Raw genomic sequence first — 23,131 nt, forward strand, 5'->3', positions numbered from 1 at the left:
GCCGAGGGCTTGCGAAGGGTGCTGAGGGTGGATGTCAGGAAGCGAGTTCCAACACGTTCCGGGCCCTCTGAAGAGCTACCGCGGAGGAGTAAATCAGCGCCGCATCCGCGGCCATAGCCACCCGGAGATCCAGTGCTTTGGAGAACTCCTCAGAAGCCGCGAGGGCATTGCCGCTGACAAAATACGTCCGGCCAAGGTACTGGTGGACGATTGCTTCCTTGGAACTCCCCTGGACCTCGTGCAGCAGCTGCCGGAACAGCTGAACCGCACGGTCCATTCGATTGGTGGCCCGATGGACTTCTGCTTCAAAGATCCGGAGCCGGAAGGACTCCGGGTCTTTGTAGCGCGCCTCAGCCAGAAGCTCGGCTGCTTCCTTGGGCTGGTTCTCCAACAACAACGCCATGATCCGGTCAGACGGGTCTTTCGAGTCTGCCAGCGCGGACTCCATGGCGTCTTCGTTGACGATCACGGGAAGAAGGGTGTCCGGGTTCATGCGGACACCCGGGAAACCGGCCGTTGGCCAGTCGCTGACGCCTTCGCCAACGGCGATGGTCATGATGCGATCTCCTGGTAGGCGGCAAACAACAGTGAGGTGTCCGGTACGTCAAGGATGCCCGGCTTGGCAACGCCGTCAAGGACCACGAAACGCAGGAGGTCGCCACGGGACTTCTTGTCACGACGCATGCCATCCAAGAGGCCCTGCCACCGGTCCCGGCGGTACGTAATGGGCAGTCCGAGGCTTTCCAGGATGGTTCGGTGCCGATCGGCGTCGACGTCGGACAGCCGACCGACGCTGCGGGACAATTCAGCAGCGAACATCATGCCCACCGAAACAGCAGCACCGTGCCGCCACGAGTAGCGTTCCACAAGCTCAATGGCGTGCCCCAAGGTATGCCCGTAGTTGAGAATCTCGCGGAGGCCCGATTCTTTCAGGTCCTCGGATACGACGTTGGCCTTCACCGTGATTGCCCGCTCGATGAGTTCGCGGACAACGTCCGAACCCGCGTCCATCACGGCGTCCGTGTTCTTCTCCACGAGGTCGAGGATCACAGGATCCGCGATGAAGCCACACTTGATGACTTCCGCCATACCGGAAATCAGCTCGTTCTTGGGCAGGGTCAGGAGTGTATCCAAGTCAGCCAGCACAGCCGCGGGCGGGTGGAAGGAACCAACGAGGTTCTTCCCCTCAGCAGTGTTGATCCCGGTCTTGCCGCCCACCGAGGCGTCCACCATGCCCAACAGGCTGGTGGGCATGTGGATAACCTTGACCCCGCGGAGCCACGTGGCTGCGACAAACCCGGCGAGGTCGGTCACGGCACCGCCGCCGACGGCGACAATCGCGTCCGAACGGGTGAAATCGTTCTGCCCCAGAACCTGCCAGCAGAAAGCGGCAACCTGGATGTGCTTGCCCTCCTCGGCGTCCGGGATTTCGGCAGTCAGGGCCGTGAAACCAGCGGCTTCGAGCTCGTCGCGGACGGTATCACCGGTGAGGCGGAGGGCACGGGGGTGGATGACCAGGACGCGCCGCACCCGTTCACCAAGTTTGGAAGGAAGGGTCTCCAAAAGCCCCCGGCCCACCACCACGTCATAGTTCTCGTTAACGGATTGGCCGGTCACCTTGATGACAGTTGCTTCGTTGCTCACTTTTCAACTTCCTCTTTCAAGGCTGCATGCTGGCGCAGCCGCTCCTCCACATGGAGGCCGATTTCCGCCACGGATCCTGAACGGACATCGACGACGATGTCCGCCAACCGCTCATAGACAGGACGCCTGGTGGCGAACAACGCCTCCCAGCGGCTCATGGCATCGCCCTGCAGCAAAGGGCGGCCCGTATTACGGGCAATGCGGTCCGCGACAGTCTCTGCGTCGCATTCCAAATAAACTACGGTGCACTCCCCCAGCAATTGCTGGGTTCCGGAGTCCAGGACTGCTCCCCCACCGAGCGAGATGACCGCCGGCTGCACTTTGGCGGCCTCGATCGCCTTGGCAACAGCACGGGCTTCGATCTCACGGAATGCGTGTTCACCCCGGCCTGCGAAGATATCGGCGATGCTTCCGTGCGCAGCGACGACAACGGCGTCGGTATCCACGAAAGTGACATCGAGTTGCTGTGCCAATTGCTGGCCGATGGCTGATTTTCCAACGGCCATCGGACCCACCAGGACAACGGGACGGCCGGGGCAGCCGTCCAGGATTGCGCGGACCACTACCGGCCGACCGAGTCCAGGGTGGCCGGGATGTTGTCAAGGTAGCTCTGGAGGTTCCGCTTGGTCTCGGCAACGGAGTCGCCGCCGAACTTCTCGGCGACAGCTTCGGCCAGAACCAGGGCCACCATGGCTTCGGCTACGACGCCGGCCGCAGGAACTGCACAGACGTCAGATCGCTGATGGTGGGCCTTGGCCGGCTCCCCCGTGCTGACATCGATGGTGCGCAATGCGCGCGGAACCGTGGCAATTGGTTTCATGGCGGCGCGAACCCGCAAGACTTCCCCGATGCTCATGCCACCTTCGATGCCACCGGCACGGTTGGTCTGGCGAACGATCTTGCCGTTCTCATCCTTGAGGATTTCGTCGTGGGCAGCAGAGCCACGGCGGGCAGCGGTCAGGAAGCCGTCACCGACCTCGACACCCTTGATGGCTTGAATACCCATAAGCGCAGCGGCCAGACGGGAGTCCAGGCGACGGTCCCAATGAACGTAGCTTCCCAGTCCGGGCGGCAGCCCGTAGGCCAGGACTTCAACGACGCCACCCAGGGTTTCGCCTTCCTTGTGGGCTGCGTCAACCTCAGCCACCATGGCGTCCGAAGTTTCACGATCGAAGCAGCGGAGAGGATCGGCATCAAGGGCAAGGACATCGTGGGGCAACGGCAGCGGCCTGCCCTCAGGAACGGTGACGCTGGCAATCGAAACCGTGTGGCTGACCAGTTCGACGCCCAGCTGCTTCAGGAACTGCGCAGCGACGGTGCCAAGGGCAACGCGCGTGGCGGTCTCACGCGCACTTGCACGCTCAAGCACAGGGCGGGCTTCGTCGAATCCGTACTTTTGCATGCCTGTGAAATCGGCGTGGCCAGGACGCGGCCGCGTCAAAGGCGCATTGCGTGCTTGGTCGGCCAGAATCTCGGGATCAACGGGGTCCGCAGACATGATCTGCTCCCACTTGGGCCACTCAGTGTTGCCGACCTGGATGGCCACGGGGCCGCCCTGGGTCAGTCCATGACGGACACCACCCATGATGGTGACTTCGTCCTGCTCAAACTTCATGCGGGCACCACGTCCGTAGCCCAGGCGCCGACGCGCCAACGCGTCACGAATTTGCCCGCTGGTGAGTTCAACACCGGCAGGCACGCCTTCAACAATTCCGATCAGAGCCGGACCGTGGGATTCACCGGCAGTCAACCAACGCAACATATAACCAATCCTGCCATGTAAGGCCTCTAGAACACTCGCCGGGGTAGCCCGACTGAGTCGCACATCACATCTATGACGGCGGCGTCCACGTCACAGCCGCTGAAGCGCCTGATCTGCTCTGCCGCCTGGTACATCAGCATTTCCAGGCCCGGTACAACCGCTCCCCCGTGGCCCTGCCATACCTCTGCGAGGCGGCTTGGCCAGGGATCATAGGCCACGTCCAACAGGACCCCGGCTCCGGTACCGGGCAGGGAGGACAGTTCATCTGCCAGGGAGTCCCCTGCACGCGGCGGGAACGTCGAGATCACCAGATCCGTGCCCGCCACGGCGGTAGCAGCTTCGGTCAACGGACGGACCGTCACTGCGATTCCGACGGCGGCAGCAGCGGCTTCCGCGTCACCGGCACGCCCGGCATCGCGGACGAAGACGTCAACCTGGCGGGCGCCGAGCTCCTGCACGGCAGCTACCGCTGCCGCCGCAGTACCCCCACCACCAAGGATCGCGGCGTGGGGAGTGGAGACCACACCGGCGTACCGGACGGCTTCCACGATTCCCCCAACATCGGTGTTGTAGCCGACGCGACGCACCAACCCGCCGTCGTACTCGAATACGACAGTGTTGATGACGCCCAGGTGGGCGCCAGCGCCGCGGATCTCGTCCACTTCCTGGACCATGGCCGACTTCAAGGGCATGGTCACGGAGAGGCCGCACCACGAGTCATCGCCGTGGAGAGAGGCCATGAACGAAGGAAGACTGTCCACAGTGACGTCGATCGCCGAGTACTCGATGTCAACGCCAAGTTTCGCGTATGCCGCCGCATGCAGGGCCGGGGACTTCGAATGTGAGATCGGGTGGCCCAGGACCGCGGCGCGACGACTCACACGCACCGTCCTGCATTGGCCTGGCACCATGCGTTGTACTGCTCAACGTAGGTGCTGTGCTCTGCCAGCGTCTTGGAGAACTTGGTCTCTTTGGTGTCCAGGTTGATGGTCACCCAGTAGAGGTAGTCATTCTGGGTCGGCTTGGCCGCGGCATCGATTGCGGTCTTGCCCGGAGAGCCAATGGGTCCGGCAGGAAGCCCGGCGTTGGCGTACGTGTTGTAGGCGTTGGACTTGTCGGCCTTCTCTTCCTCCGTGAGGTGGAAGGACTTCTTGCCAAGACCGTACGTCACCGTGGCGTCCGACTGGATGAGGCCGTTGGTCTCAGTGTTGTTCGGTTTGAGCCGGTTGTAGATTGCGCCAGCAACGTTTCCATAATCGGCCTGGCCGCCTTCGGCCTGGACGATGCTCGCGATGGTCACGGTGTCGTATTGCTGGCCGGGATCGGTGATTCCCTGCGACTTCAGCTCATCCAGGGTGGTGGTCACCAGCTTCTGGATGATGTCCTTGCCGGACGTGCCCAGCTCGAACCGGTACTCACCCGGGGCCAGGAAACCTTCAAGGTTCTTGGCCTTGGCAGGCACGCCGAACTGGGCAGGTGCCGAGTTGAAGGCGTTGAGTTGCTGCATGGGAATTCCGGACCCCTTGGAAATGGCTTCCAAGGATTCGTTGATACGCAGGCCTGCACTCAGGGCGAAGTAAATGACCTTAGACGCGTCCTTGTTGGCCAGGACCGCCACAGCATCCGAATTCTTCATCTCCGTACGGAACGTGAACTCTCCCGGTGATAGTGAACCGCCGTCGCCGATGAACGCCTTTACGAACGTATCGGCATCTGCTACGACCTTGCTGGCAACGAGTTCAGCGGCCACCTGCTTGGGTCCTGCGCCTTCGGGAACGGTGATGGTCACGGAACCTGTTCCGGGTCCCGGATAGTCCGTGACTTTATCCATTCCAAGGAGCGGCTTCAGGAATTGGGCGCCGATGGCAATTGCCGCAACGAAGACGCCCAGCGTGATCAGGAGAGCAAGGACACGGCGACGCCGGCGCGCCTTCTTGGCGACGGACTTGGGAACCGTTGATTCGACAGGAGCGATGAGATCGTGCGGATGCTCATCATGAAGATCCTCGTGAACGTCCCCGTGGGCATCGTAGTAATGGCCATCATGGCCGTGCCCGTCAGCGTGTTCTGCGTGGTCATGGTGACTGTAGTCGTGGTGGTAGCTTTCCTCACCGTGGGCATCGACCGTCACGTCATGATGCTGCTGGAGTCCATCGGCCTGAGTTTCATCGGCGTGGACTGCGTGGTAGTCCGTCTGGTCAACGTGCGCCTCTTCAGAGTCAACGTCATCAGCGTGAGGCGTTTCCTGCGGGATTTCCGATTCCGGCTGGGCCACGGCTTCCGGTTGAGACACGACTTCCGATTGAGCCACAGGTTCGGGCTGGGCAACAGGTTCGGGCCGGGCCGCGACCGCCGGCTGTGCCGGAGGTGTTGGTGGAGCCAAGGGCACTGGCGGTGCCACGGGAGCCTGCGGGACCGCCGGGACTGGTCGCGGCAGCTCGGGCTCAACATTGGTGGAGGAGGACGGCTCCCCCGGTGTCGCTTCGGGAACGGGTACGACGTTGTGGTTCTGCGTGGCGAGGAATCGTTCCCGCGCCCGCAGCTCTTTGCGGGTCAGCGGCATGCCGCCACCGGCGGTACCGCTTGAGGGGTCATTGTTGACCGGGCTCACAGTTGCAGTCCCCTCGTAGAAGAATCGGGTTCACTGCCGGAGGCAGCCTGCAGCGTTGGGGCACTGCTCGGCTTTTCGGACTGCGCCGGTACCTGCACTCGGCGGCCAACGTCCGTTCCTCTGGCTTTTTGCATATCGATCGCGTGCTGAAGTATTCCAGCAGCAGCAACCTGATCAACCACTTTACGGTGATTCTTGCTGCTCATGCCAGCTTCGTGCAGGTTGCGGTGTGCCGTCACGGTGGAGAGCCGCTCATCCACGAGGTTCACTGGAACATCCAAACCGGCGCGCAGCAGCTCTGCTGCAAGGACATCCGCGTACTGTGTGGCCATCTGTGCCGAGCTCCGCTCTTCGCCCTTCATGGTGCGGGGAAGGCCAACAAAAATCTGCACGGCGGACAATTCAGCGGCAAGCTTCACCACCACGCGGACATCTGAATTCTTCTTGGCGTCGCGCCCGACCGTCTTGAAGGGTGTGGCAAGAATTGCGTCGGGGTCACAAATGGCGACTCCCACCCTGACGGTCCCGACGTCCACCCCCAGCTTGATGCCCTGGGGGTAGACGCCGCTGTTCGTACTGGAATCCACCGTCAGCGCTTGGCTATCGCATCCACCACCGCTGTGAGGGCCTCAGAGACCTTCCCAGCGTCGGTGCCGCCGCCTTGGGCGACATCGTCCTTGCCGCCACCGCCGCCGCCGAGGATACCAGCGGCCAGGCGGACAAGTGCTCCGGCCTTCACGCCGGCTTCGCGGGCGGCTTCATTGGTGGCAATGAGGACCACGGGACGATCGTTGCTGACACCGGCAACGGCGACAGCCGCCGCTTCCGATCCCAGACGGGTGCGAAGGTCCAGGGCAAGGTTCCGAAGGTCGTCGGCTCCGCCTACCTGACCGGCGTCGTGGGCAATCACGCGCACGCCTGCAGCATCGCGTGCCGTGCCCACCAAGTTGGCTGCGGCCGCGGTGAGCTGTTCCTTGCGGAGGCGATCAAGTTCCTTCTCCGTGGCCTTGAGCTTGCTCAGGGTGCTGGAGATACGGTCTGCGAGTTGTCCGGACGGTACCTTCAAGAGTTCAGTGAGTTCCGTGACCAGCGCACGTTCGGCGGCCAGGTGGCGGAACGCGTCCAAGCCAACGAAGGCCTCAACGCGGCGGTTTCCTGACCCCACGGACTGTTCGCCCAGCAGCGAAAGGCTTCCAATAAGCGAAGTGTTGGACACGTGGGTGCCACCACACAGTTCACGGGACCACGCGCCGTCGATCTCCACAACGCGGACTTCGCTGCCGTAGTTCTCGCCGAAGAGGGCCATGGCACCCAGTGCCTTGGCCTCAGCCAACCCCATCACCTTGGTATCCACGCGGTAATTGTTGCGGATAGCAATGTTGGAGACCTCTTCGATCTCGGACCGGGTGGCTGTGCTCAGGCCTTCGCCCCAGGCGAAGTCGAAACGAAGGTAGCCAGCCTTGTTGTACGAACCGCGCTGTGTGGCTTCCGGCCCCAGGATCTGGTGCAGGGCGGCATGGACAATGTGCGTACCGGTGTGGGCTTGCTCCGCGGCGTGCCGACGTTCACGGTCGACGGCGGCGCGCACCAGGGCGTCAGAGCCGATCTCGCCTTCGCGGACAATCGCCTTGTGCACACTGAGGCCCTTGATGGGCCGCTGGACATCCAGCACCTCCACGACGAAGCCGTCGCCGGTGATCAGGCCGGTATCAGCGGACTGGCCGCCTGCTTCTGCATAGAAGGGCGTTTCGTTGAGGACCAGCTCAATTTCGTCGCCCGTTGAGGCGTGCGCCACTGACCGGCCCCCGCTGACAATGCCGCGGACTGTCGATTCGCCCTCAAGTTCGTCGTAGCCCGTGAAGACCGTTTCGCCCTTGCCGAGAAGCTCCTGGTAGGCGCTGAGGTCGGCGTGGCCGCCCTTCTTGCCCTTGGCGTCGGCCTGCGCCCGCTGCCGCTGCTCAAGCATGAGTGAACGGAAACCTGCCTCGTCTACCTTGAGGCCTGCTTCTTCCGCCATTTCCAGGGTGAGGTCAATAGGGAATCCATAGGTGTCATGCAACGCAAAAGCATCGGCGCCGGACAACGGAACACCTGCAGCCTTGGACTCAGCCACGGCATCTTCCAAGCGTGCCGTGCCCGAAGCGATGGTGCGCAGGAATGCTTTTTCTTCCGCGTAGGCGATGCGGCTGATACGGGCGAAGTCCGTCTCCACCACCGGGTAGACGCCCTTCATGGCGTCGCGTGAAGCCGGCAGGAGGTCCGGGAGGCAGGCCTTTTCGACGCCGAGCAGGCGCATGGCGCGGACAGCACGGCGGATCAGGCGGCGCAGCACGTAGCCGCGTCCTTCGTTGGAGGGTGCCACGCCATCGGCGATCAGCATCAGGGCCGAACGGATGTGGTCGCCCACCACGCGCATGCGGACGTCGTCCGTGTGGTGAGGATCGTCGGAGGACTCGGCCGAGGTGTACTCGCGGCCCGACAATTCAGCAGCTTTGTCGATGACCGGACGGACCTGGTCGGTCTCGTACATGTTCTCGACGCCCTGGAGGATCATCGCAAGGCGCTCCATGCCGAGGCCGGTGTCGATGTTCTTTTGCGGCAGTTCGCCGACGATATCGAAGTCCACCTTGGAGCGGACGTTGTCGATCTGGTACTGCATGAACACGAGGTTCCAGATTTCGATGTACCGGGTCTCGTCAGCGAGGGGGCCGCCCTCGATGCCGTAGGCAGGGCCTCGGTCGTAGTAGATCTCCGAGCAGGGGCCGGCAGGGCCGGGCTGGCCGGTGGACCAGTAGTTGTCAGCCTTGCCCATGCGCTGGATGCGCTCGGCGGGGATGCCGGTGTTCTTCAGCCACAGTTCCTTGGCTTCGTCATCTTCTTCGTAGACGGTCACCCAGAGGCGCTCGGCAGGAAGGCCGTAGCCGCCGTCGTCAACGCTCTTGGTGAGCAGTTCGAAGGCGAACTTGATGGCATCTTCCTTGAAGTAGTCACCAAAGGAGAAGTTCCCGCACATCTGGAAGAAGGTGCCGTGGCGGGCCGTCTTTCCGACTTCCTCGATGTCGCCGGTGCGGATGCACTTCTGGACGCTCGTGGCACGGCTGTAGGGAGGCTCTTCGCGCGCGGTCAGGTAAGGAATAAAAGGCACCATTCCGGCCACAGTGAAAAGAAGTGACGGGTCGCTGGAAACGAGCGACGCGGAGGGAACGGCGGTGTGGCCCTTGCTGACAAAAAAGTCCACCCAGCGCTTGGTGATCTCCTGCGACTTCATTAGCTGATTACTTACCCTTCTCAATTCACTGCACACGATGTGCGCGGGACCGGCTGGTGCCGTTCCGCAGCTTTCCATTCTGCCCTGTTGCGGGCTCCGGGGCGAACCGCTCCCCTACCGCCGGCCTGTTCCTGCGTCGTCAATCCCCAAGGCCGCCCGCAGATCCTCTTCCCGTTGGTGCATCCCGGAACGCACGGCATCGGCAAAATCGAACAATCCATCAGCCATGCGGCCAACGGCGCGGTTAAGGCCGTCCGGCCCGATGTTGGCCTGCGCCTCAGTGATCTTGCGGAAGGCGATGACGCCGATCGCCACGCCAATGCCCATCCAAACAATTCTCTTCATGGGTTTCTTGTCTCCCGTTGGTTTAGCGGCTGCGGCGGCCGGAGGAAGGTACGCGGCGTCCGGCGAAAGCCGAACGGACTCCATAGCTGAAGGCCGCGACCTTGATCAACGGTGAACCCACTGTGGCAGCCACAAGCGAGGACAACGCCGAGATATTGGCGGATGCATCAGAGACGTTCGAAGCGATGCCATCCACCTTCTTCAACTGCTGGTTGGTGGTGGAGACGGTCGCGGTCACTTCGTCCATCAGCGGCGTAGCGCCGTCGCTGATGGTGCGGATCGACGTACGGACCTCGTCAAAGACGCCGCCGAGCTTCAAGATAGGCACGGCCAACAGCAGCACAAGGAGCGCGAACACTCCTGCTGCGATCAGGCCGGCGATGTCGCCACCAGACATAGAACTCATCTCCTAGGGTTGTTGCGCTGCCTTGCACCAGCCGAATTCGGTGTTGGCCAAGGCCTCCCCCAGTACCTTACCTACAAAGGAGGAGGCCCATACATACAAAGAAGCCCGCGGCGTGTGCCACGGGCTTCTTTGTATGCGCTGCTTGAATTTAGCGAGCGTAGAATTCGACGACGAGCTGCTCTTCGCAGATCACGGGGACCTCGGAGCGCTTGGGGCGACGAACCAGGCGTGCCTGCAGGGCGTCGATCTTGACGTCCAGGTATGCCGGCACGTTGGTGAGGGCGTGGGCACCAGCTGCTGCGACCTGGAACGGAGCCATGACCTCAGAGCGGCTGTGAACGTGGATGAGCTGGCCTTCGCCAACGCGGAAGGACGGGCGGTCCACGCGGATGCCGTCAACCATGATGTGGCGGTGGACAACCAGCTGGCGGGCCTGTGCAATGGTGCGGGCAAAGCCAGCACGCAGCACGAGGGCATCCAGGCGCATTTCGAGCAGTTCCACCAGGTTTTCACCGGTGAGGCCCTTGGTGCGGCGTGCTTCTTCGAAGGCACGGGTCATCTGGGCTTCGCGGATACCGTACTGGGCGCGCAGACGCTGCTTTTCGCGCAGACGTACGGCGTAGTCGGAGTCCTGCTTCTTGCGGGCACGGCCATGCTCACCGGGGCCGTACGGGCGGCGCTCCATGTACTTGGCGGCCTTGGGGGTCAGAGCGATGCCGAGTGCACGCGAGAGGCGTGCGGTACGGCGAGCACGAGTGTTGTTAGCCACTTGTGTCCTTCCAATTACTGCGGTGTGTCAGTGTTACTGGCCTCCATCAGGGAGAGCATCGGCCAACCGCTGCCTTTTGCTACTGGTCCGAGGCACAGCACCATGGAAGGAATCTTCTAGGGATTGTGCGTCGGGTCATGCCAGACAAGGATCAATCCTACCACGCGGACGTGGGCCCGCAGCCTCGCCCGCCGCTCCCGGCTACAGCCCCCGTACGATCTTGCGAAGCCGCTCCAGCCGGGCGGCGATGTCACGTTCGGCACCGTTCCCTGTGGGCTCGTAGTAGTCCTTCCCCACCAAGTCATCCGGCGGGTATTGCTGGGTAGCCACACCATGGGGTTCGTCATGGGCGTATTTGTAGCTCGTCCCATGGCCCAGTTGTTTGGCCCCGGGATAGTGGGCATCACGCAAGTGCATGGGTATGCCACCCCCGAAACCGGCACGGACATCAGCCACCGCCTTGTTCAGGCCCATGTAGGCGGCATTGGACTTGGGTGCCGTTGCCAGGTGGACCACCGCTTCGGCCAGGACAATGCGTCCTTCCGGCATGCCGATCAGCTGAACGGCCTGGGCTGCGGCCACTGCGGTTTGCAGCGCCGTGGGATCGGCCATCCCGATGTCCTCGGCTGCGGAAATGACGATGCGCCGGGCCACGAAGCGCGGATCCTCGCCGGCTTCCAGCATCCTGGCCAGGTAATGCAGGGCTGCGTCCACATCCGAACCCCTGATGGACTTGATGAAGGCGCTGGCCACATCGTAGTGCTGGTCCCCGGCACGGTCGTAGCGAACGGCCGCAGCATCCAGCGCCCGCTCGGTGTGGCGCAGTTCCACCAGCACCGGAGCGTCAGGCGCGCCGTCGTTGGCGAGTCCCGCTTCGCCGTCGCCGCTGTCCTCTGCCGCGTCTGCGGAGTCGATCCCGACGGCGGCGGAGTCACCGAACGCGACGCCCGCCGCAGCCTCCAGTGCGGTCAGCGCCCTACGGGCATCGCCACCGGACAACCGCACCAAATGGTCCAGCGCCTCCGGAGCGAGCTCCACGCGCCCGGCGAGGCCGCGGGCATCAACAACAGCCCTTTGCAGCAAACCGGCGATGTCGTCGTCCGTTAGCGGCTTCAATGTCAGAAGGAGCGAACGGGACAGCAGGGGCGAAACCACCGAGAACGAGGGGTTTTCGGTGGTGGCGGCAACCAGCACCACCCAGCGGTTCTCCACGCCGGGCAGCAGCGCATCCTGCTGCGCCTTGTTGAAGCGATGGATCTCGTCGAGGAACAATACTGTGGTCTTTTTGTACAGGTCCCGGGCGGTCAGTGCTTCGTCCATGACGCGTCGGACGTCCTTGACGCCTGCGGTGATGGCGGACAGCTCCACGAACTTTCGCCCTGGGCCCCGGGCGATGACGTGGGCCAGGGTGGTCTTGCCGGTACCGGGCGGGCCCCACAGGATCACCGAGCTTGGCCCCGCAGGACCGGCCGCCTCAGCCCCGGCAGCAAGTTGCCGAAGCGGCGAGCCATGGCCCAGCAAATGCTGCTGTCCCACCACATCATCCAAAGTCCGTGGCCGCATCCTTACTGCCAGGGGACTGCGTTGGGACGCCATCCAGTTGGCGTCGGACGGGCCCCCGATGGCAGGCAAATCCTCCGACTCGTCGTCGTCGACTGCACCGGCACCAAAGAGATCTTCCACATGGATAGGCTACTCATAGTTCCAACAAAGGAGACATCGACGTGGACCGCCCCGCATCCACCCCGCACCCACAGCAGCACGGCATTGCCCGCCGGACCGCCCTGGTGCCGGCAGTTCGGCTTAACGGATGGGTGGACCGATTCACCGCCAGCCATGGTGCGGTGACGGTGGATTTCAGCGACGACGGCTTGCTGCTGACCGCGGCCGACGGCGGGACCGCCTTGGTACATGCGCCGTGGCCGGCTGATGGACGCCCCGGTCGCGGAGCTACTGAACTGGACCGCCTGGCTTCGCTTGCCAACCAGGAGCGCGGCCTCGGCTTGCTGTTGGTGCGCAAGGGCGGTTACGCCGTGGCCGCTGCCAGTGGTTCAACGATCCTCGCTTCAAAAAGCGGCAACCGCTTTGTCGATGCCAGGGCAACTGCCGAACACGCCGCCCGCATCTTCAAGGACCACCGCATCGAGTACTTAGTCCCGGGCGGCGACCGTGCCTTGGTGGATCAAGTGCTTGCGCAGCCGTCGCTCAAAGCCGTGGCAGGGCGCACCCGCTTGGCCTTCCTGGATATTCAGGAACCCAAGAGCGCGGCATTGACCAAGGCTGCCGTGGACGCATGCTCCTTACGGATCGCCGTGACCGATCCCTTGGTCTAGCGGCCGCTGACGATCAGCCGCTCAGCAGCCGCCCGGCGCCCGCTTCAAGGGAGCCTGCCGGTACAGATAGCTGCCATAGTCAGTGAAACCTGACTGCGAGTAAAGAGCCTGGGCGCCCTTGTTGGCGTCAGTAACGAGCAACCAGAAACCCTCCAGGCGACGAGCGGTGCCTTCGTTGAGCAACCCGGCAAGTACCGTGCTGGCGTAACCGCGCCGCCGGTGGGCTTCAGTGGTGGCCATGCTGTAGATGCCGCCCCAGCCATCCACCAAGGCGAGACGCCCGACGGCGGCTGGTACGCCGTCGTCGTCCCGCACCAGTGCGTACACGGACTGGCAGCCCATGAGGATCTTGCGGGCCGTTGACAATGCGGCGTCGCCGCCGCGACCGTCAACGGACCACCACACCTGGAGCCACTCCTCCGAAGGCTGTTCGGAGAGCTCCACGGCGTGCTGTGTTGGAACAACGGACCGGCCATCCACGCCACGAATCATGATTCGCGTTACGGATTGCCTCGAAAAGCGCTGCTCGTCCAACACGGCGTTGAGGGCCGAACTACGGTGATCATCGAATACCTGGAAAATGGCCGGGAGCCGGCGCTTCCTGTACCAGTCGGAGGCTGACCGAACCGCGTCCACAAGCGCTGAACGTCCGGCAACAGTATGGCCATCTTCGCCAGGCAGCTTCTTTGGCCACACCGAATTCGCCCGCTGCGTCACGCCGTCCGAAGCGCGAAGGACCCACTCACCCGTGTCCTTACGCTCACAGGCAGGCCAGGCCTTGTCCATGACGGATTCAATGAACTTCTGCTCCAACAATGTGAGGCACCCTTCCTTGGCAGGAACACCAAAGGCTCCCCACCGCGGTGGAGAGCCTTTGGCAAGTGTATTACTCGGACTTGGTTTCGGCCTTGGCTACAGGCTTGGACTCGGGCTTGAAGTCAACGCCCGCCTCCTTGCGCTGCTGCGCCGTGATCGGAGCCGGTGCAGCGGTCAGGGGGTCGTAGCCGCCACCGGACTTCGGGAATGCGATGACGTCGCGGATGGACTCCACACCTGCCAGCAAAGCCACAACACGGTCCCAGCCAAGTGCCATTCCGCCGTGCGGAGGTGCGCCGTACTTGAAACCCTCAAGCAGGAAGCCGAACTTGGTCTCAGCGTCCTCCTTGTCCAGGCCCATGAGCTGGAAGACGCGCTCCTGCACTTCGCGATCGTGGATACGGATGGAACCGCCGCCGATTTCGTTGCCGTTGCATACGATGTCGTAGGCGTAGGACAGCGCCGACTCAGGATCCTTGTCAAAGGTGTCCAGGAACTCCGGCTTGGGCGAGGTGAAGGCGTGGTGAACGGCGGTCCACTGACCTGCGCCCACTGCGACGTCGCCCGAGGCTACAGCAGCAGCGGCGGGTTCGAACATGGGAGCGTCCACAATCCAGACGAAGGCCCAGTCTTTCGGATCGATGAGGCCGGTGCGGTGCCCGATCTCCACACGCGCCGCACCAAGCAGTGCACGTGACGGAGACTTTTCTCCTGCGGCGAAGAAGATGCAGTCGCCCGGCTTGGCACCGACGGCGTCGGCCAGGCCGGCGCGCTCTTCTTCGGTGAGGTTCTTGGCAACGGGACCGGCAAGTTCGCCGTCCTCTTTGTAAAGAACGTATGCCAGGCCCTTGGCGCCACGCTGCTTGGCCCATTCCTGCCAGGCATCCAAGGCGCGACGCGCCTGGGAAGCACCTCCGGGCATGACCACTGCGCCGACGTACGGTGCCTTGAAGACACCGAAGTTGGTGTCCTTGAAGAATTCGGTCAATTCCGTGAGCTCTAGGCCGAACCGGAGATCGGGCTTGTCCGAACCGTACCTGGCCATGGCGTCCAGGTAGGTCATGCGGCGGATCGGGGTGGGAATCTCGACGTCGATCAGCTGCCACAGCGCCTTGACCACTGCTTCGCCGAGCTCAATGACATCGTCCTGGTCCACGAAGCTTGCTTCGATGTCCAGCTGCGTGAATTCCGGCTGGCGGTCCGCGCGGAAGTCCTCATCGCGGTAGCAACGGGCGATCTGGTAATACTTCTCGAAACCGCCAACCTGCAGCAACTGCTTGAAAAGCTGCGGCGACTGCGGAAGTGCATACCAGGAACCCGGGGCAAGACGAGCCGGGACAACGAAGTCACGGGCGCCTTCCGGCGTCGAACGCGTCAAAGTGGGCGTCTCGATCTCAACGTAACCGCGCTGGTGCAGCAATTCGCGGGCAACACGGTTGGCCTCGGAGCGCAGACGCAGGTTGCGGGCAGGGCCGGGACGGCGCAAGTCAAGGTAGCGGTGCTTGAGGCGCGCTTCCTCGCCGACCTCGACGTGTTCGTCGATCTGGAACGGCAGCGGGTCCGAGGTGTTCAGGATGACGACCTTTTCGGCCATGACCTCAATCTCCCCTGTTGCCAGGGCAGGGTTCTCGTTGCCTTCAGGACGCTTGTTGACGGTACCCGTCACCTGCAGGACGTACTCGTTCCGCAGCCCGTGGAAGACCTCTTCCTCACGGACAACCACCTGGGCCACACCGGACGCGTCACGCAGGTCAACGAATGCAACGCCACCGTGATCACGGCGGCGGCCCACCCAGCCGGCCAGGGTAACGGTTTGTCCAATGTGCTCGGAGCGAAGAGATCCGAGGTCATGTGTGCGCAGCACAGCATTCCTTTCAGCATGAAATTTAGAGGGACCGCTGCAAAGCGGTCCCGTCCGAGTTTACCCGCCCCGGCCGCGGCTCCCGCCACGAGGACGGAACGAAGGGGGCGGGAATCAGGCGGTGGTGACCCGGACGTGCAAGTCCTCGGCCGAGGGGGTCCAGCTCGCCGGATCCGCGTCCACCTGCTCGCCGGAGCGGATGTCCTTGACCTGGTGCTTGCCGTCGTCGTCGGTGAACCATACAAAGGGGATGCCTCGGCGGTCGGCGAACTTGATCTGTTTGCCGAATTTCTCGGCCTTCGCCGCAACTTCGGTGGCGATGCCCCGGGCACGCAGCTGGGCCGCGATGTCCTGGGCGGCCGACCAACTATCGTCCGTGTTCAGGGCGACCAGCACTGCGGTGGGCACGGAACGTGACGCCGTGGCCAGCTCCTGGCTGAGGATGCGGGAAACGAGCCGGGTCACGCCGATGGAAAGGCCGACGCCGGGAAACTTCCGATTGCCCTTGCTCGCCAAAGCGTCATAGCGTCCGCCGGAGCAAATAGAACCAAGCTGCTCATGGCCTACCAGGACTGTCTCGACAACAGTCCCGGTGTAGTAGTCCAGGCCACGGGCAATGCTGAGATCGGCAACAACCTTGCCGGGGGCCCGCAGGACGGCGGCCTGGATGACCTGTTCGAGTTCGTTCAGGCCTTCCTCCAGGAGTTCGTCGCTAACACCCAAAGCGCGTACTTGCTGGACGAACGAGGTGTCTTCCGTGCGGATACCCGCGAGCTTCAGGGCCAATGCGGCCTGCTCCTCCGTCGCGCCCAGCTCGCTCTTCAACAGCTCAGCGACCTTGCCGGCGCCGATCTTCTCCAGTTTGTCGATGCTGCGCAGAACGCCCGCAGTGTCCGTCAAGCCAATGCCCCGGTAGAAGCCTTCGGCGAGTTTCCGGTTGTTGATGCGAAGCCGGAAGTCCGGAATCGGCAGGGCACTGAGGGCTTCTGCGATGACCAACGCAATCTCGACGTCGTAGCGGAAGGGCAACTCGCCGTCGCCTACAACATCGATGTCAGCCTGGGTGAACTCGCGTGCCCGGCCCTCTTGCGGCCTCTCGCCCCGCCAGACCTTCTGGATCTGGTAGCGGCGGAAGGGGAACGCGAGGTAGCCGGCGTTCTCCACCACGTAGCGGGCAAAGGGCACGGTGAGGTCGAAGTGCAGGGCAAGCGCGTTGGGATCGGCCTTGTCCGACTTGGCGGCCTCGCCCTCATCGTCCTGGAGGCGGCTCAGGCCGTAGACCTCTTTGTCGATCTCGCCTTTGCGGAGCAGTTGCCCCACCGTCTCAACAGCGCGGGTCTCAATGGAGGAAAAACCGTGGAGTTCGAACGTTTTCCGAAGCGTATCCAGGACGTGGAGCTCCACCAACCGCTCCTCGGGAAGCCACTCGGGGAATCCGGACAGGGAGGCGGTACGTGCCATGGGGAAATGTCTCCTCGAAGAAAGCTGACGCAGGAATCAACACCGCAGCTTTTAAACGCCACTTCGGCGTTTAATGGGCGGGCGTCCAGCCTGTCATGCATAAACTATGTGCGGCAGCCAGTTTATGCTTTCCGCGCGTGCACATCTAATGCAGCATGCCTGGGGTTCCTGTCGGCAGCCATCGAAAGTGAACACAATCAGGAGGACTCTTGGCAACAAGGTCGCGGGATGACCGCGAAGCGAAACGGCGCATCAGGCAGATGGAAGCCAAGCGTGCCCTGCGGCAGGAACAGGGCAAGCGGCGTAAACGCGACAACACCATTGCCATCGGCGCGGGTGCCGCAGCAGTGATCCTGGCCGTGGTTTTGCAGTTGACGGTCTTCAGTTCAAACCCTACCGAAGCAGAATTCGCCGCCGCCGAAGCCGGGCTCCGTTCGCCCTCCGCTTCACCTGCCGCTTCCAATAGTGCCGACATTCCGAGCCCGGACACCGCGGCAGGCAAGACCTTTACCGGCGAGCTTTCCCTCAATGGCGGGGTGCTCGGCGTGGAACTCAACGGAACTGCAGCACCGCAGGCGGCCGCGGTCTTCAAATCACTGAGCGACGCCGGTTATTACAGTGGAGCGTTCTGCCACCGCCTCACGACGTCCGAGACGTTTGGCCTGCTTCAGTGCGGCACGAAGACCGACGACGGTGCCGACGACCCCAACTACCGCTGGGGTCCGCTGGAAAACACTCCGGCAGACAACAAATACCCTGCAGGAACCATCGCCGTTGCCCGTACCGGAAATGACGCAAACGGAAATGGTCATCAGTTCTTTATCGTGTACAAGGACACCACGATCCCGGCTGACACTGCCGGCGGGTACACGATTGTAGGCAAGGTAACCAGTGGCTTGGACGTTGTCACCAAGATCGCCGCAGCAGGCCTCAAAGCTGGCGAAAGCACCAGTGACGGCGCCCCTGTGGCACCTGTCACGATAGACTCGTTTTCTCTGAAGTAACCAACTCCAGGCCCCGGCCCGGGGTGCATTACCTTAGCAGTCCCTCCAAGCGAAAGACTTTTAGCGGTGACAGACAGTCAGAAATCCGACGAAACAGCAGTAGCGGCCAACGAAGAAACGGTCGAGGCGATCGACACAAGCGCCATCGAGGCGCCTGCGGCAGAGCCTGCAGCCGCCGAGGCCCCGGCCCCTGCCGAGCCCGCGAGTGAGGGATCCGCGGCCGAACAGCCAGCCGCTGAAGAAGCTGCCCCTGAAGCTGGTGAAACAGCCGAAGCCGAGGCGTCCGCAGAGACTGCCGCGCCGGCCGCACCTCGCCCCGCACCTTCTGCAGCGCCCTCCCCGGCGGCATTCGCCGCCCGACCAAAAGCTCCCGCCGCCGTCATTCCGGCTGCTCCGGCCGTTTCCGCCGCCTCGCTGGCGGAAGCGGCCAAGTGGGGTCGCGCCGAGGGCGACGGCCACGTCTTCCTGACGCTGGACGGTGAAGAGGTCGCTGTGGGCCAGTACCCGGGCGTCAGCCCCGACGAGGCCCTGGGCTACTTTGCCCGGAAATTCGACGACATCATTGCCCAAGTAGTGCTCTTGGAACACCGCGTTGAGTCGAAGGCACCGGCCACGGATATGCAGAAGACCGTCACACATCTGCGCGAGCAACTGGCCGAGCGCACGATGGTGGGCGACATCCGTTCTGCCGAAGCACGCCTGGACGCTCTCTCCGCGCAGGTTGTTGAACTGGAGAAATCCGAAAAGGCCGTCCACGACGCCGTTCGTGCCACCGAACTTGCCGCACGCGAAGCAATTGTGGCCGAAGCCGAATCAATTGCCGGCCAGGATCCCGCACAGATCCAGTGGAAGACCTCCAGCGCCCGCATGAACGAGCTGTTCGAGACCTGGAAGGCCGCTCAGAAGAGTGGAGTCCGCCTCGGCCGCAGCAACGAGGACGCCCTCTGGAAGCGGTTCCGTTCGGCACGCACGGTCTTCGATCGTCACCGCCGCGCCTACTTCTCCCAGCTGGACAGCAACAACTCTGCGGCAAAGTCCGCCAAGGAGGCGCTCATCGCGGAAGCAGAGGCACTCTCCTCCTCCACCGACTGGGGTTTTGCAGCCGGCGAGTACCGCAGGCTCATGGATCAGTGGAAGGCTACACCTCGTGCCAGCCGCAAGGACGACGACGCCCTTTGGGGCAGGTTCCGCGCTGCCCAGGATGTCTTCTTCAGCAACCGCCAGTCCGCCAATGACCAGATCGACCAGGAATACACGGCGAACCTCGCGGTCAAGGAGCAGTTGGTAGCTGAAGCCCAGGCATTGCTTCCGATCAATGACCTCAATGCGGCCAAAAAGGTGCTCCAGTCCATCAGGGACCGCTGGGAAGATGCCGGCAAGGTTCCGCGCGCAGACATGGGCCGCATTGAAGCCGGTCTTCGCAAGGTGGAGGACGCTGTCCGCGACGCCGAAGAAGACAAGTGGCGCCGGAGCAACCCGGAAACCAAAGCGCGCACCAACAGTGCCTTGTCGCAGCTCGAAACCGCCATCGCAGGCCTCAAGGACGACCTTGAGAAGGCGGAGAAGGCAGGCGACCAGCGCCGCATCAAGGCCGCCCGTGAAGCCTTGGAAGCACGCCAGGCATGGCTGGACCAGATCCAGCGTTCGGCCAGCGACCTCGCATAGCCTTACCCGGGTCCCTTAACGATCCCCGGCTTTCTGCAGGCTCCGTCCCGGTTATCCACATAACCGGGACGGAGCCTGTACTCGTTGGGGCGCCTCACGAAATGATCGGTGGATGGTCCACGCTGTCGCCGCCCCACCCTTAGTGGAGCCCGCAATTCATGAGCTCTACTCCCCCGGCCGAATCTTTACGTGGCCCGAGCTCCAAAGCATGGCTTACGACGGCATCCTGCTGCCCCTCTACGGGAAGAGCTACGCCGCCCCGGGCATTGCAGTCACCGCACGCCTCCGGGCCCGTGCGGCGGCCCTCACCGTCCCGGACAAGATCCGAACAAAAGTGGTGGCCGGGAGACTCACGGCGGCCTGGATTTATGGCTGCGCCCAACCACCGGAGCAGATGTCACTCTTGGTTGACGCCAAACATCGCATCTCAAGCCTGCGAAGCACCAAGGGGTGCAGCCTCCACGAAGTCCGGCTTGGCCAACTTGATGTGGTGAGCCTTGGAGGCATGCTTGTTAGCAGCCCCTTGCGGACGGCTGCGGATATCGCCTTGCACGTTGAATCTGATCGCGCCCTGCCCGCGCTGAAGCACCTCCTGGACCGCAAGGATCTCGGCATCAGGCTTCGGCTCCTCACACTGGCCGTAGAGGCTGCACCGCGTGTCCCTCACAAGAAACGCGCCTTGGCAACCTTGGCACAACTAGCTCCCCCAGCCGGCACGAGCTAGCTGCGGCGCCTGTTGCCAGTGGTGCGATAGACGTCAAAGACCCCGTCAATGCGGCGAACAGCGTTCAGGACATGGTGCAGATACTTCGGATCCCCCATTTCGAAGGCGAACTTCGAAATCGCGACGCGATCGCTCGAGGTGTGGACCGACGCTGCGAGGATATTGACGTGGTTTTCGGACAGTACCCGCGTCACATCCGATAGCAGCGACTTCCGGTCGAGGGCTTCCACCTGGATCTCCACTAGGAACACGCTCGACTGTGTGGGGGCCCACTCAACGTCAACGATCCTGTCCGGCTGGTCGCGGAGTCCTGAGACGTTGGTACAGTCGGTTCTGTGCACAGACACGCCCGAACCCCGCGTCACGAAGCCCAGGATGGGATCCGGCGGTACCGGCGTACAGCAGCGAGCCAACTTGACCCAGACGTCGCCCACGCCGCGAACAACAACCCCGGAATCGGAAAATTTCGATTTCGCTACCTGGGTTGGAATGCTGACTTCGTCGAGGTCCTCGTCCGGCGTCTCATGGCCACCCAAGCGTTCCATGAGCTTTTCCATGACGGACTGTGCGGACGTGTGCCCGTCACCTACGCCCGCGTAAAGACCTGAAATATCTACATAGTGGAAATCCTCAGCCACGGTAGACAAGGCATCGTGGGTCATGAGCCGTTGGAGGGGAAGGTTCTGCTTCCGCATGGCGCGGGTCAGCATGTCCTTGCCGCGGTCAATCGCTTCCTCGCGACGTTCCTTGGTGAACCACTGGCGGATCTTGTTGCGGGCACGCGCGGATTTGACGAAATGTTGCCAATCCTGGCTGGGGCCGGCTCCTTCGGCCTTGGATGTGAAGATCTCCACCCAGTCGCCGTGGTTAAGCTCGCTGTTGAGCGGAACAAGTTTTCCGTTCACCCGGGCACCGATGGTCCGATGACCCACTTCCGTGTGCACCGCATAAGCGAAGTCCACCGGCGTGGAACCAGCCGGGAGGGCCATCACTTCGCCCTTGGGAGTGAAGACGAAGACCTCACGGGCATTGATTTCGTAGCGCAGGGAATCCAGGAACTCGCCGGGATCGGAGGTTTCCTGCTGCCAGTCCACAAGGGATCTCAGCCACCCCATGTCGCCGTCCCGGGGGCTGCCCGGACCAACCGCTGTACGGTTCGGCTGGTCCTTGTACTTCCAGTGGGCGGCCACACCGTACTCTGCCCGGCGATGCATCTCGTGGGTGCGGATCTGGATCTCCACGGGCTTTCCACCCGGACCGATCACCGTAGTATGCAGCGATTGGTACATGTTGAACTTCGGCATGGCGATATAGTCTTTGAACCGCCCGGGCAGGGGGTTCCACCGCGAATGGAGCGTGCCAAGCGCTGCGTAACAGTCGCGAACCGAATCAACCAGGACACGAACGCCCATGAGGTCGTTGATGTCGTCGAAATCCTTATCCCGGACGATCATCTTCTGGTAGATCGAGTAGTAATGCTTAGGCCGGCCGGTAATGGTCGCCTTGATCCGGGCCGTCCGGAGGTCATCCGCAATCTGGTTCCGGATGACGCTGAGGCTCTTTTCACGCTCCGGAGTGCGGTCGCCCACCATCCGGACGATTTCCTCGTACACCTTGGGGTAAAGGGCCGCAAAGGACAGGTCTTCGAGCTCCCACTTGATGGTGTTCATGCCCAGGCGGTGCGCCAGGGGCGCGAAGATCTCAAGGGTTTCGCGGGCCTTGCGCGATGAAGACTCCGCAGAGACAAAACGCCAGGTACGGGCGTTGTGGAGGCGGTCTGCCAGCTTGATCATGAGGACGCGGATGTCCTTGGCCATGGCCACGACCATCTTGCGGACAGTCTCGGACTGGGCAGCTTCACCGAAACTCACCTTGTCCAGCTTGGTGACGCCATCCACCAACATGGCTACCTCAGGACCAAAGTCCCGGGTCAGGTCAGTCAGCGTGTAGGGCGTGTCTTCCACGGTGTCGTGAAGGAGCGCAGCTGCCAGGGTGGTGCCGGTCATACCGAGTTCGGCGAGAATCGTGGCCACTGCGACGGGGTGGGTGATGTAGGGATCACCGCTCTTGCGCTTCTGGCCTTGGTGGCTCCGCTCAGCTACCTCGAAAGCGCGCTGGATCAGATCAAAGTCTTCTTTGGGGTTGTTGGCGCGGACTGTCCGCAGCAGCGGCTCCAGGATGGGTGAGTACGGTGCTACCCCGCGACCGGTCAGCCGGGCAAGACGGGAACGTGTGCGCTCCCTCCTCCCGGGGAAGGTGGGACGCACGCCGGGAGTGTCGACCGGGACACCGACAGCACGCCCGGTCCCGCTCGTTACCGGAACAGCCACAGCGTTGTGGCCGTCTTCCCCGCCCGCCGGTGGTGCCGACGTCGCACGTTCTTCCACAGAAGTACCCCTCACAACCGATTTAATTCTCCCAGTCTATTCCCGCAACTGAATGCTTCTGCAACCGGGCAGCAC

At 62.9% G+C, this 23,131-nt stretch carries 20 protein-coding genes; 4 read left to right on the forward strand and 16 right to left on the reverse strand.

Features of this window, described 5'->3' with window-relative positions; translation table 11 throughout:
* Window positions 1-34 precede the first annotated feature (34 nt).
* From ACFRJ9_RS04700 to ACFRJ9_RS04755, 12 genes are all read right to left on the reverse strand, one after another.
* Entirely contained in the window at window positions 35-556 is a 522-nt protein-coding gene (locus tag ACFRJ9_RS04700; RefSeq protein ID WP_377664948.1) for a tetratricopeptide repeat protein, read from the reverse strand.
* Window positions 553-1,644: a 3-dehydroquinate synthase gene (gene aroB / locus ACFRJ9_RS04705; RefSeq protein ID WP_377664950.1), complete on the reverse strand. Its 1,092-nt coding sequence runs from the start codon at window positions 1,642-1,644 to the stop codon at window positions 553-555. The genes ACFRJ9_RS04700 and aroB overlap by 4 nt, the downstream gene beginning before the upstream one ends.
* Window positions 1,641-2,207, reverse strand: coding sequence for a shikimate kinase (locus ACFRJ9_RS04710; protein ID WP_377664952.1), 567 nt, complete (start codon window positions 2,205-2,207; stop codon window positions 1,641-1,643). Before ACFRJ9_RS04710 ends, aroB begins: the two co-directional genes overlap by 4 nt.
* Window positions 2,207-3,406, reverse strand: coding sequence for a chorismate synthase (gene aroC / locus ACFRJ9_RS04715; protein ID WP_377664954.1), 1,200 nt, complete (start codon window positions 3,404-3,406; stop codon window positions 2,207-2,209). The genes ACFRJ9_RS04710 and aroC overlap by 1 nt, the downstream gene beginning before the upstream one ends.
* Before the next feature lie 26 nt (window positions 3,407-3,432).
* Complete coding sequence (locus ACFRJ9_RS04720; RefSeq protein ID WP_377664956.1) at window positions 3,433-4,287, reverse strand: shikimate dehydrogenase; 855 nt, start codon at window positions 4,285-4,287, stop codon at window positions 3,433-3,435.
* On the reverse strand, window positions 4,284-6,017 hold the full coding sequence (gene mltG / locus ACFRJ9_RS04725; RefSeq protein ID WP_377664958.1) for an endolytic transglycosylase MltG: 1,734 nt from the start codon (window positions 6,015-6,017) through the stop codon (window positions 4,284-4,286). The genes ACFRJ9_RS04720 and mltG overlap by 4 nt, the downstream gene beginning before the upstream one ends.
* Window positions 6,014-6,604, reverse strand: coding sequence for a Holliday junction resolvase RuvX (gene ruvX, locus ACFRJ9_RS04730; RefSeq protein WP_377664960.1), 591 nt, complete (start codon window positions 6,602-6,604; stop codon window positions 6,014-6,016). Before ruvX ends, mltG begins: the two co-directional genes overlap by 4 nt.
* Window positions 6,605-6,606: 2 nt before the next feature.
* On the reverse strand, window positions 6,607-9,285 hold the full coding sequence (gene alaS / locus ACFRJ9_RS04735; RefSeq protein WP_377664962.1) for an alanine--tRNA ligase: 2,679 nt from the start codon (window positions 9,283-9,285) through the stop codon (window positions 6,607-6,609).
* 114 nt (window positions 9,286-9,399) lie between these two features.
* A complete protein-coding gene (locus tag ACFRJ9_RS04740) occupies window positions 9,400-9,630 on the reverse strand; it encodes a hypothetical protein (RefSeq protein WP_377664965.1) in 231 nt (76 codons plus the stop codon).
* Window positions 9,631-9,652: 22 nt separating this feature from the next.
* Entirely contained in the window at window positions 9,653-10,027 is a 375-nt protein-coding gene (locus ACFRJ9_RS04745) for a DUF948 domain-containing protein (protein ID WP_377665233.1), read from the reverse strand.
* A 157-nt stretch (window positions 10,028-10,184) separates the two neighbouring features.
* Window positions 10,185-10,805, reverse strand: a complete 621-nt coding sequence (gene rpsD / locus ACFRJ9_RS04750) for a 30S ribosomal protein S4 (protein ID WP_377664967.1) — start codon at window positions 10,803-10,805, stop codon at window positions 10,185-10,187.
* Window positions 10,806-11,006: 201 nt separating this feature from the next.
* The gene (locus tag ACFRJ9_RS04755) at window positions 11,007-12,488 is read right to left on the reverse strand and encodes a replication-associated recombination protein A (RefSeq protein WP_377664969.1); all 1,482 of its coding nucleotides are present in this window, start codon (window positions 12,486-12,488) and stop codon (window positions 11,007-11,009) included.
* Window positions 12,489-12,529: 41 nt separating this feature from the next.
* Here ACFRJ9_RS04755 and ACFRJ9_RS04760 point away from each other — a divergent pair, with 41 nt between their 5' ends.
* Window positions 12,530-13,138: a Vms1/Ankzf1 family peptidyl-tRNA hydrolase gene (locus ACFRJ9_RS04760; protein ID WP_377664971.1), complete on the forward strand. Its 609-nt coding sequence runs from the start codon at window positions 12,530-12,532 to the stop codon at window positions 13,136-13,138.
* Between the two features lie 21 nt (window positions 13,139-13,159).
* On the opposite strand, the gene ACFRJ9_RS04765 is transcribed toward ACFRJ9_RS04760, so the two are convergent.
* The 3 genes from ACFRJ9_RS04765 to hisS all read right to left on the reverse strand — a co-directional run bounded on the left by ACFRJ9_RS04765 (window position 13,160) and on the right by hisS (window position 17,276).
* Entirely contained in the window at window positions 13,160-13,954 is a 795-nt protein-coding gene (locus ACFRJ9_RS04765) for a GNAT family N-acetyltransferase (protein ID WP_377664972.1), read from the reverse strand.
* A gap of 70 nt (window positions 13,955-14,024) precedes the next feature.
* Window positions 14,025-15,818: an aspartate--tRNA ligase gene (gene aspS / locus ACFRJ9_RS04770; protein ID WP_377664975.1), complete on the reverse strand. Its 1,794-nt coding sequence runs from the start codon at window positions 15,816-15,818 to the stop codon at window positions 14,025-14,027.
* Window positions 15,819-15,929: 111 nt separating this feature from the next.
* Entirely contained in the window at window positions 15,930-17,276 is a 1,347-nt protein-coding gene (gene hisS, locus ACFRJ9_RS04775; protein ID WP_377664979.1) for a histidine--tRNA ligase, read from the reverse strand.
* A gap of 209 nt (window positions 17,277-17,485) precedes the next feature.
* On the opposite strand from hisS, the gene ACFRJ9_RS04780 reads away from it, so the two are divergent.
* From ACFRJ9_RS04780 to ACFRJ9_RS04790, 3 genes are all read left to right on the forward strand, one after another.
* Window positions 17,486-18,280, forward strand: coding sequence for a peptidylprolyl isomerase (locus ACFRJ9_RS04780; RefSeq protein ID WP_377664981.1), 795 nt, complete (start codon window positions 17,486-17,488; stop codon window positions 18,278-18,280).
* A gap of 66 nt (window positions 18,281-18,346) precedes the next feature.
* Complete coding sequence (locus ACFRJ9_RS04785; RefSeq protein WP_377664983.1) at window positions 18,347-19,945, forward strand: DUF349 domain-containing protein; 1,599 nt, start codon at window positions 18,347-18,349, stop codon at window positions 19,943-19,945.
* 112 nt (window positions 19,946-20,057) lie between these two features.
* The gene (locus ACFRJ9_RS04790) at window positions 20,058-20,669 is read left to right on the forward strand and encodes a hypothetical protein (protein WP_377664985.1); all 612 of its coding nucleotides are present in this window, start codon (window positions 20,058-20,060) and stop codon (window positions 20,667-20,669) included.
* Here ACFRJ9_RS04790 and ACFRJ9_RS04795 read toward each other — a convergent pair.
* Entirely contained in the window at window positions 20,666-23,056 is a 2,391-nt protein-coding gene (locus ACFRJ9_RS04795) for a RelA/SpoT family protein (protein ID WP_377664987.1), read from the reverse strand. The two genes, ACFRJ9_RS04790 and ACFRJ9_RS04795, sit on opposite strands and share 4 nt — an antisense overlap.
* Window positions 23,057-23,131: the final 75 nt, after the last annotated feature.

This window comes from Paenarthrobacter sp. NPDC056912, from assembly GCF_042786555.1.
GTDB lineage: Bacteria > Actinomycetota > Actinomycetes > Actinomycetales > Micrococcaceae > Arthrobacter.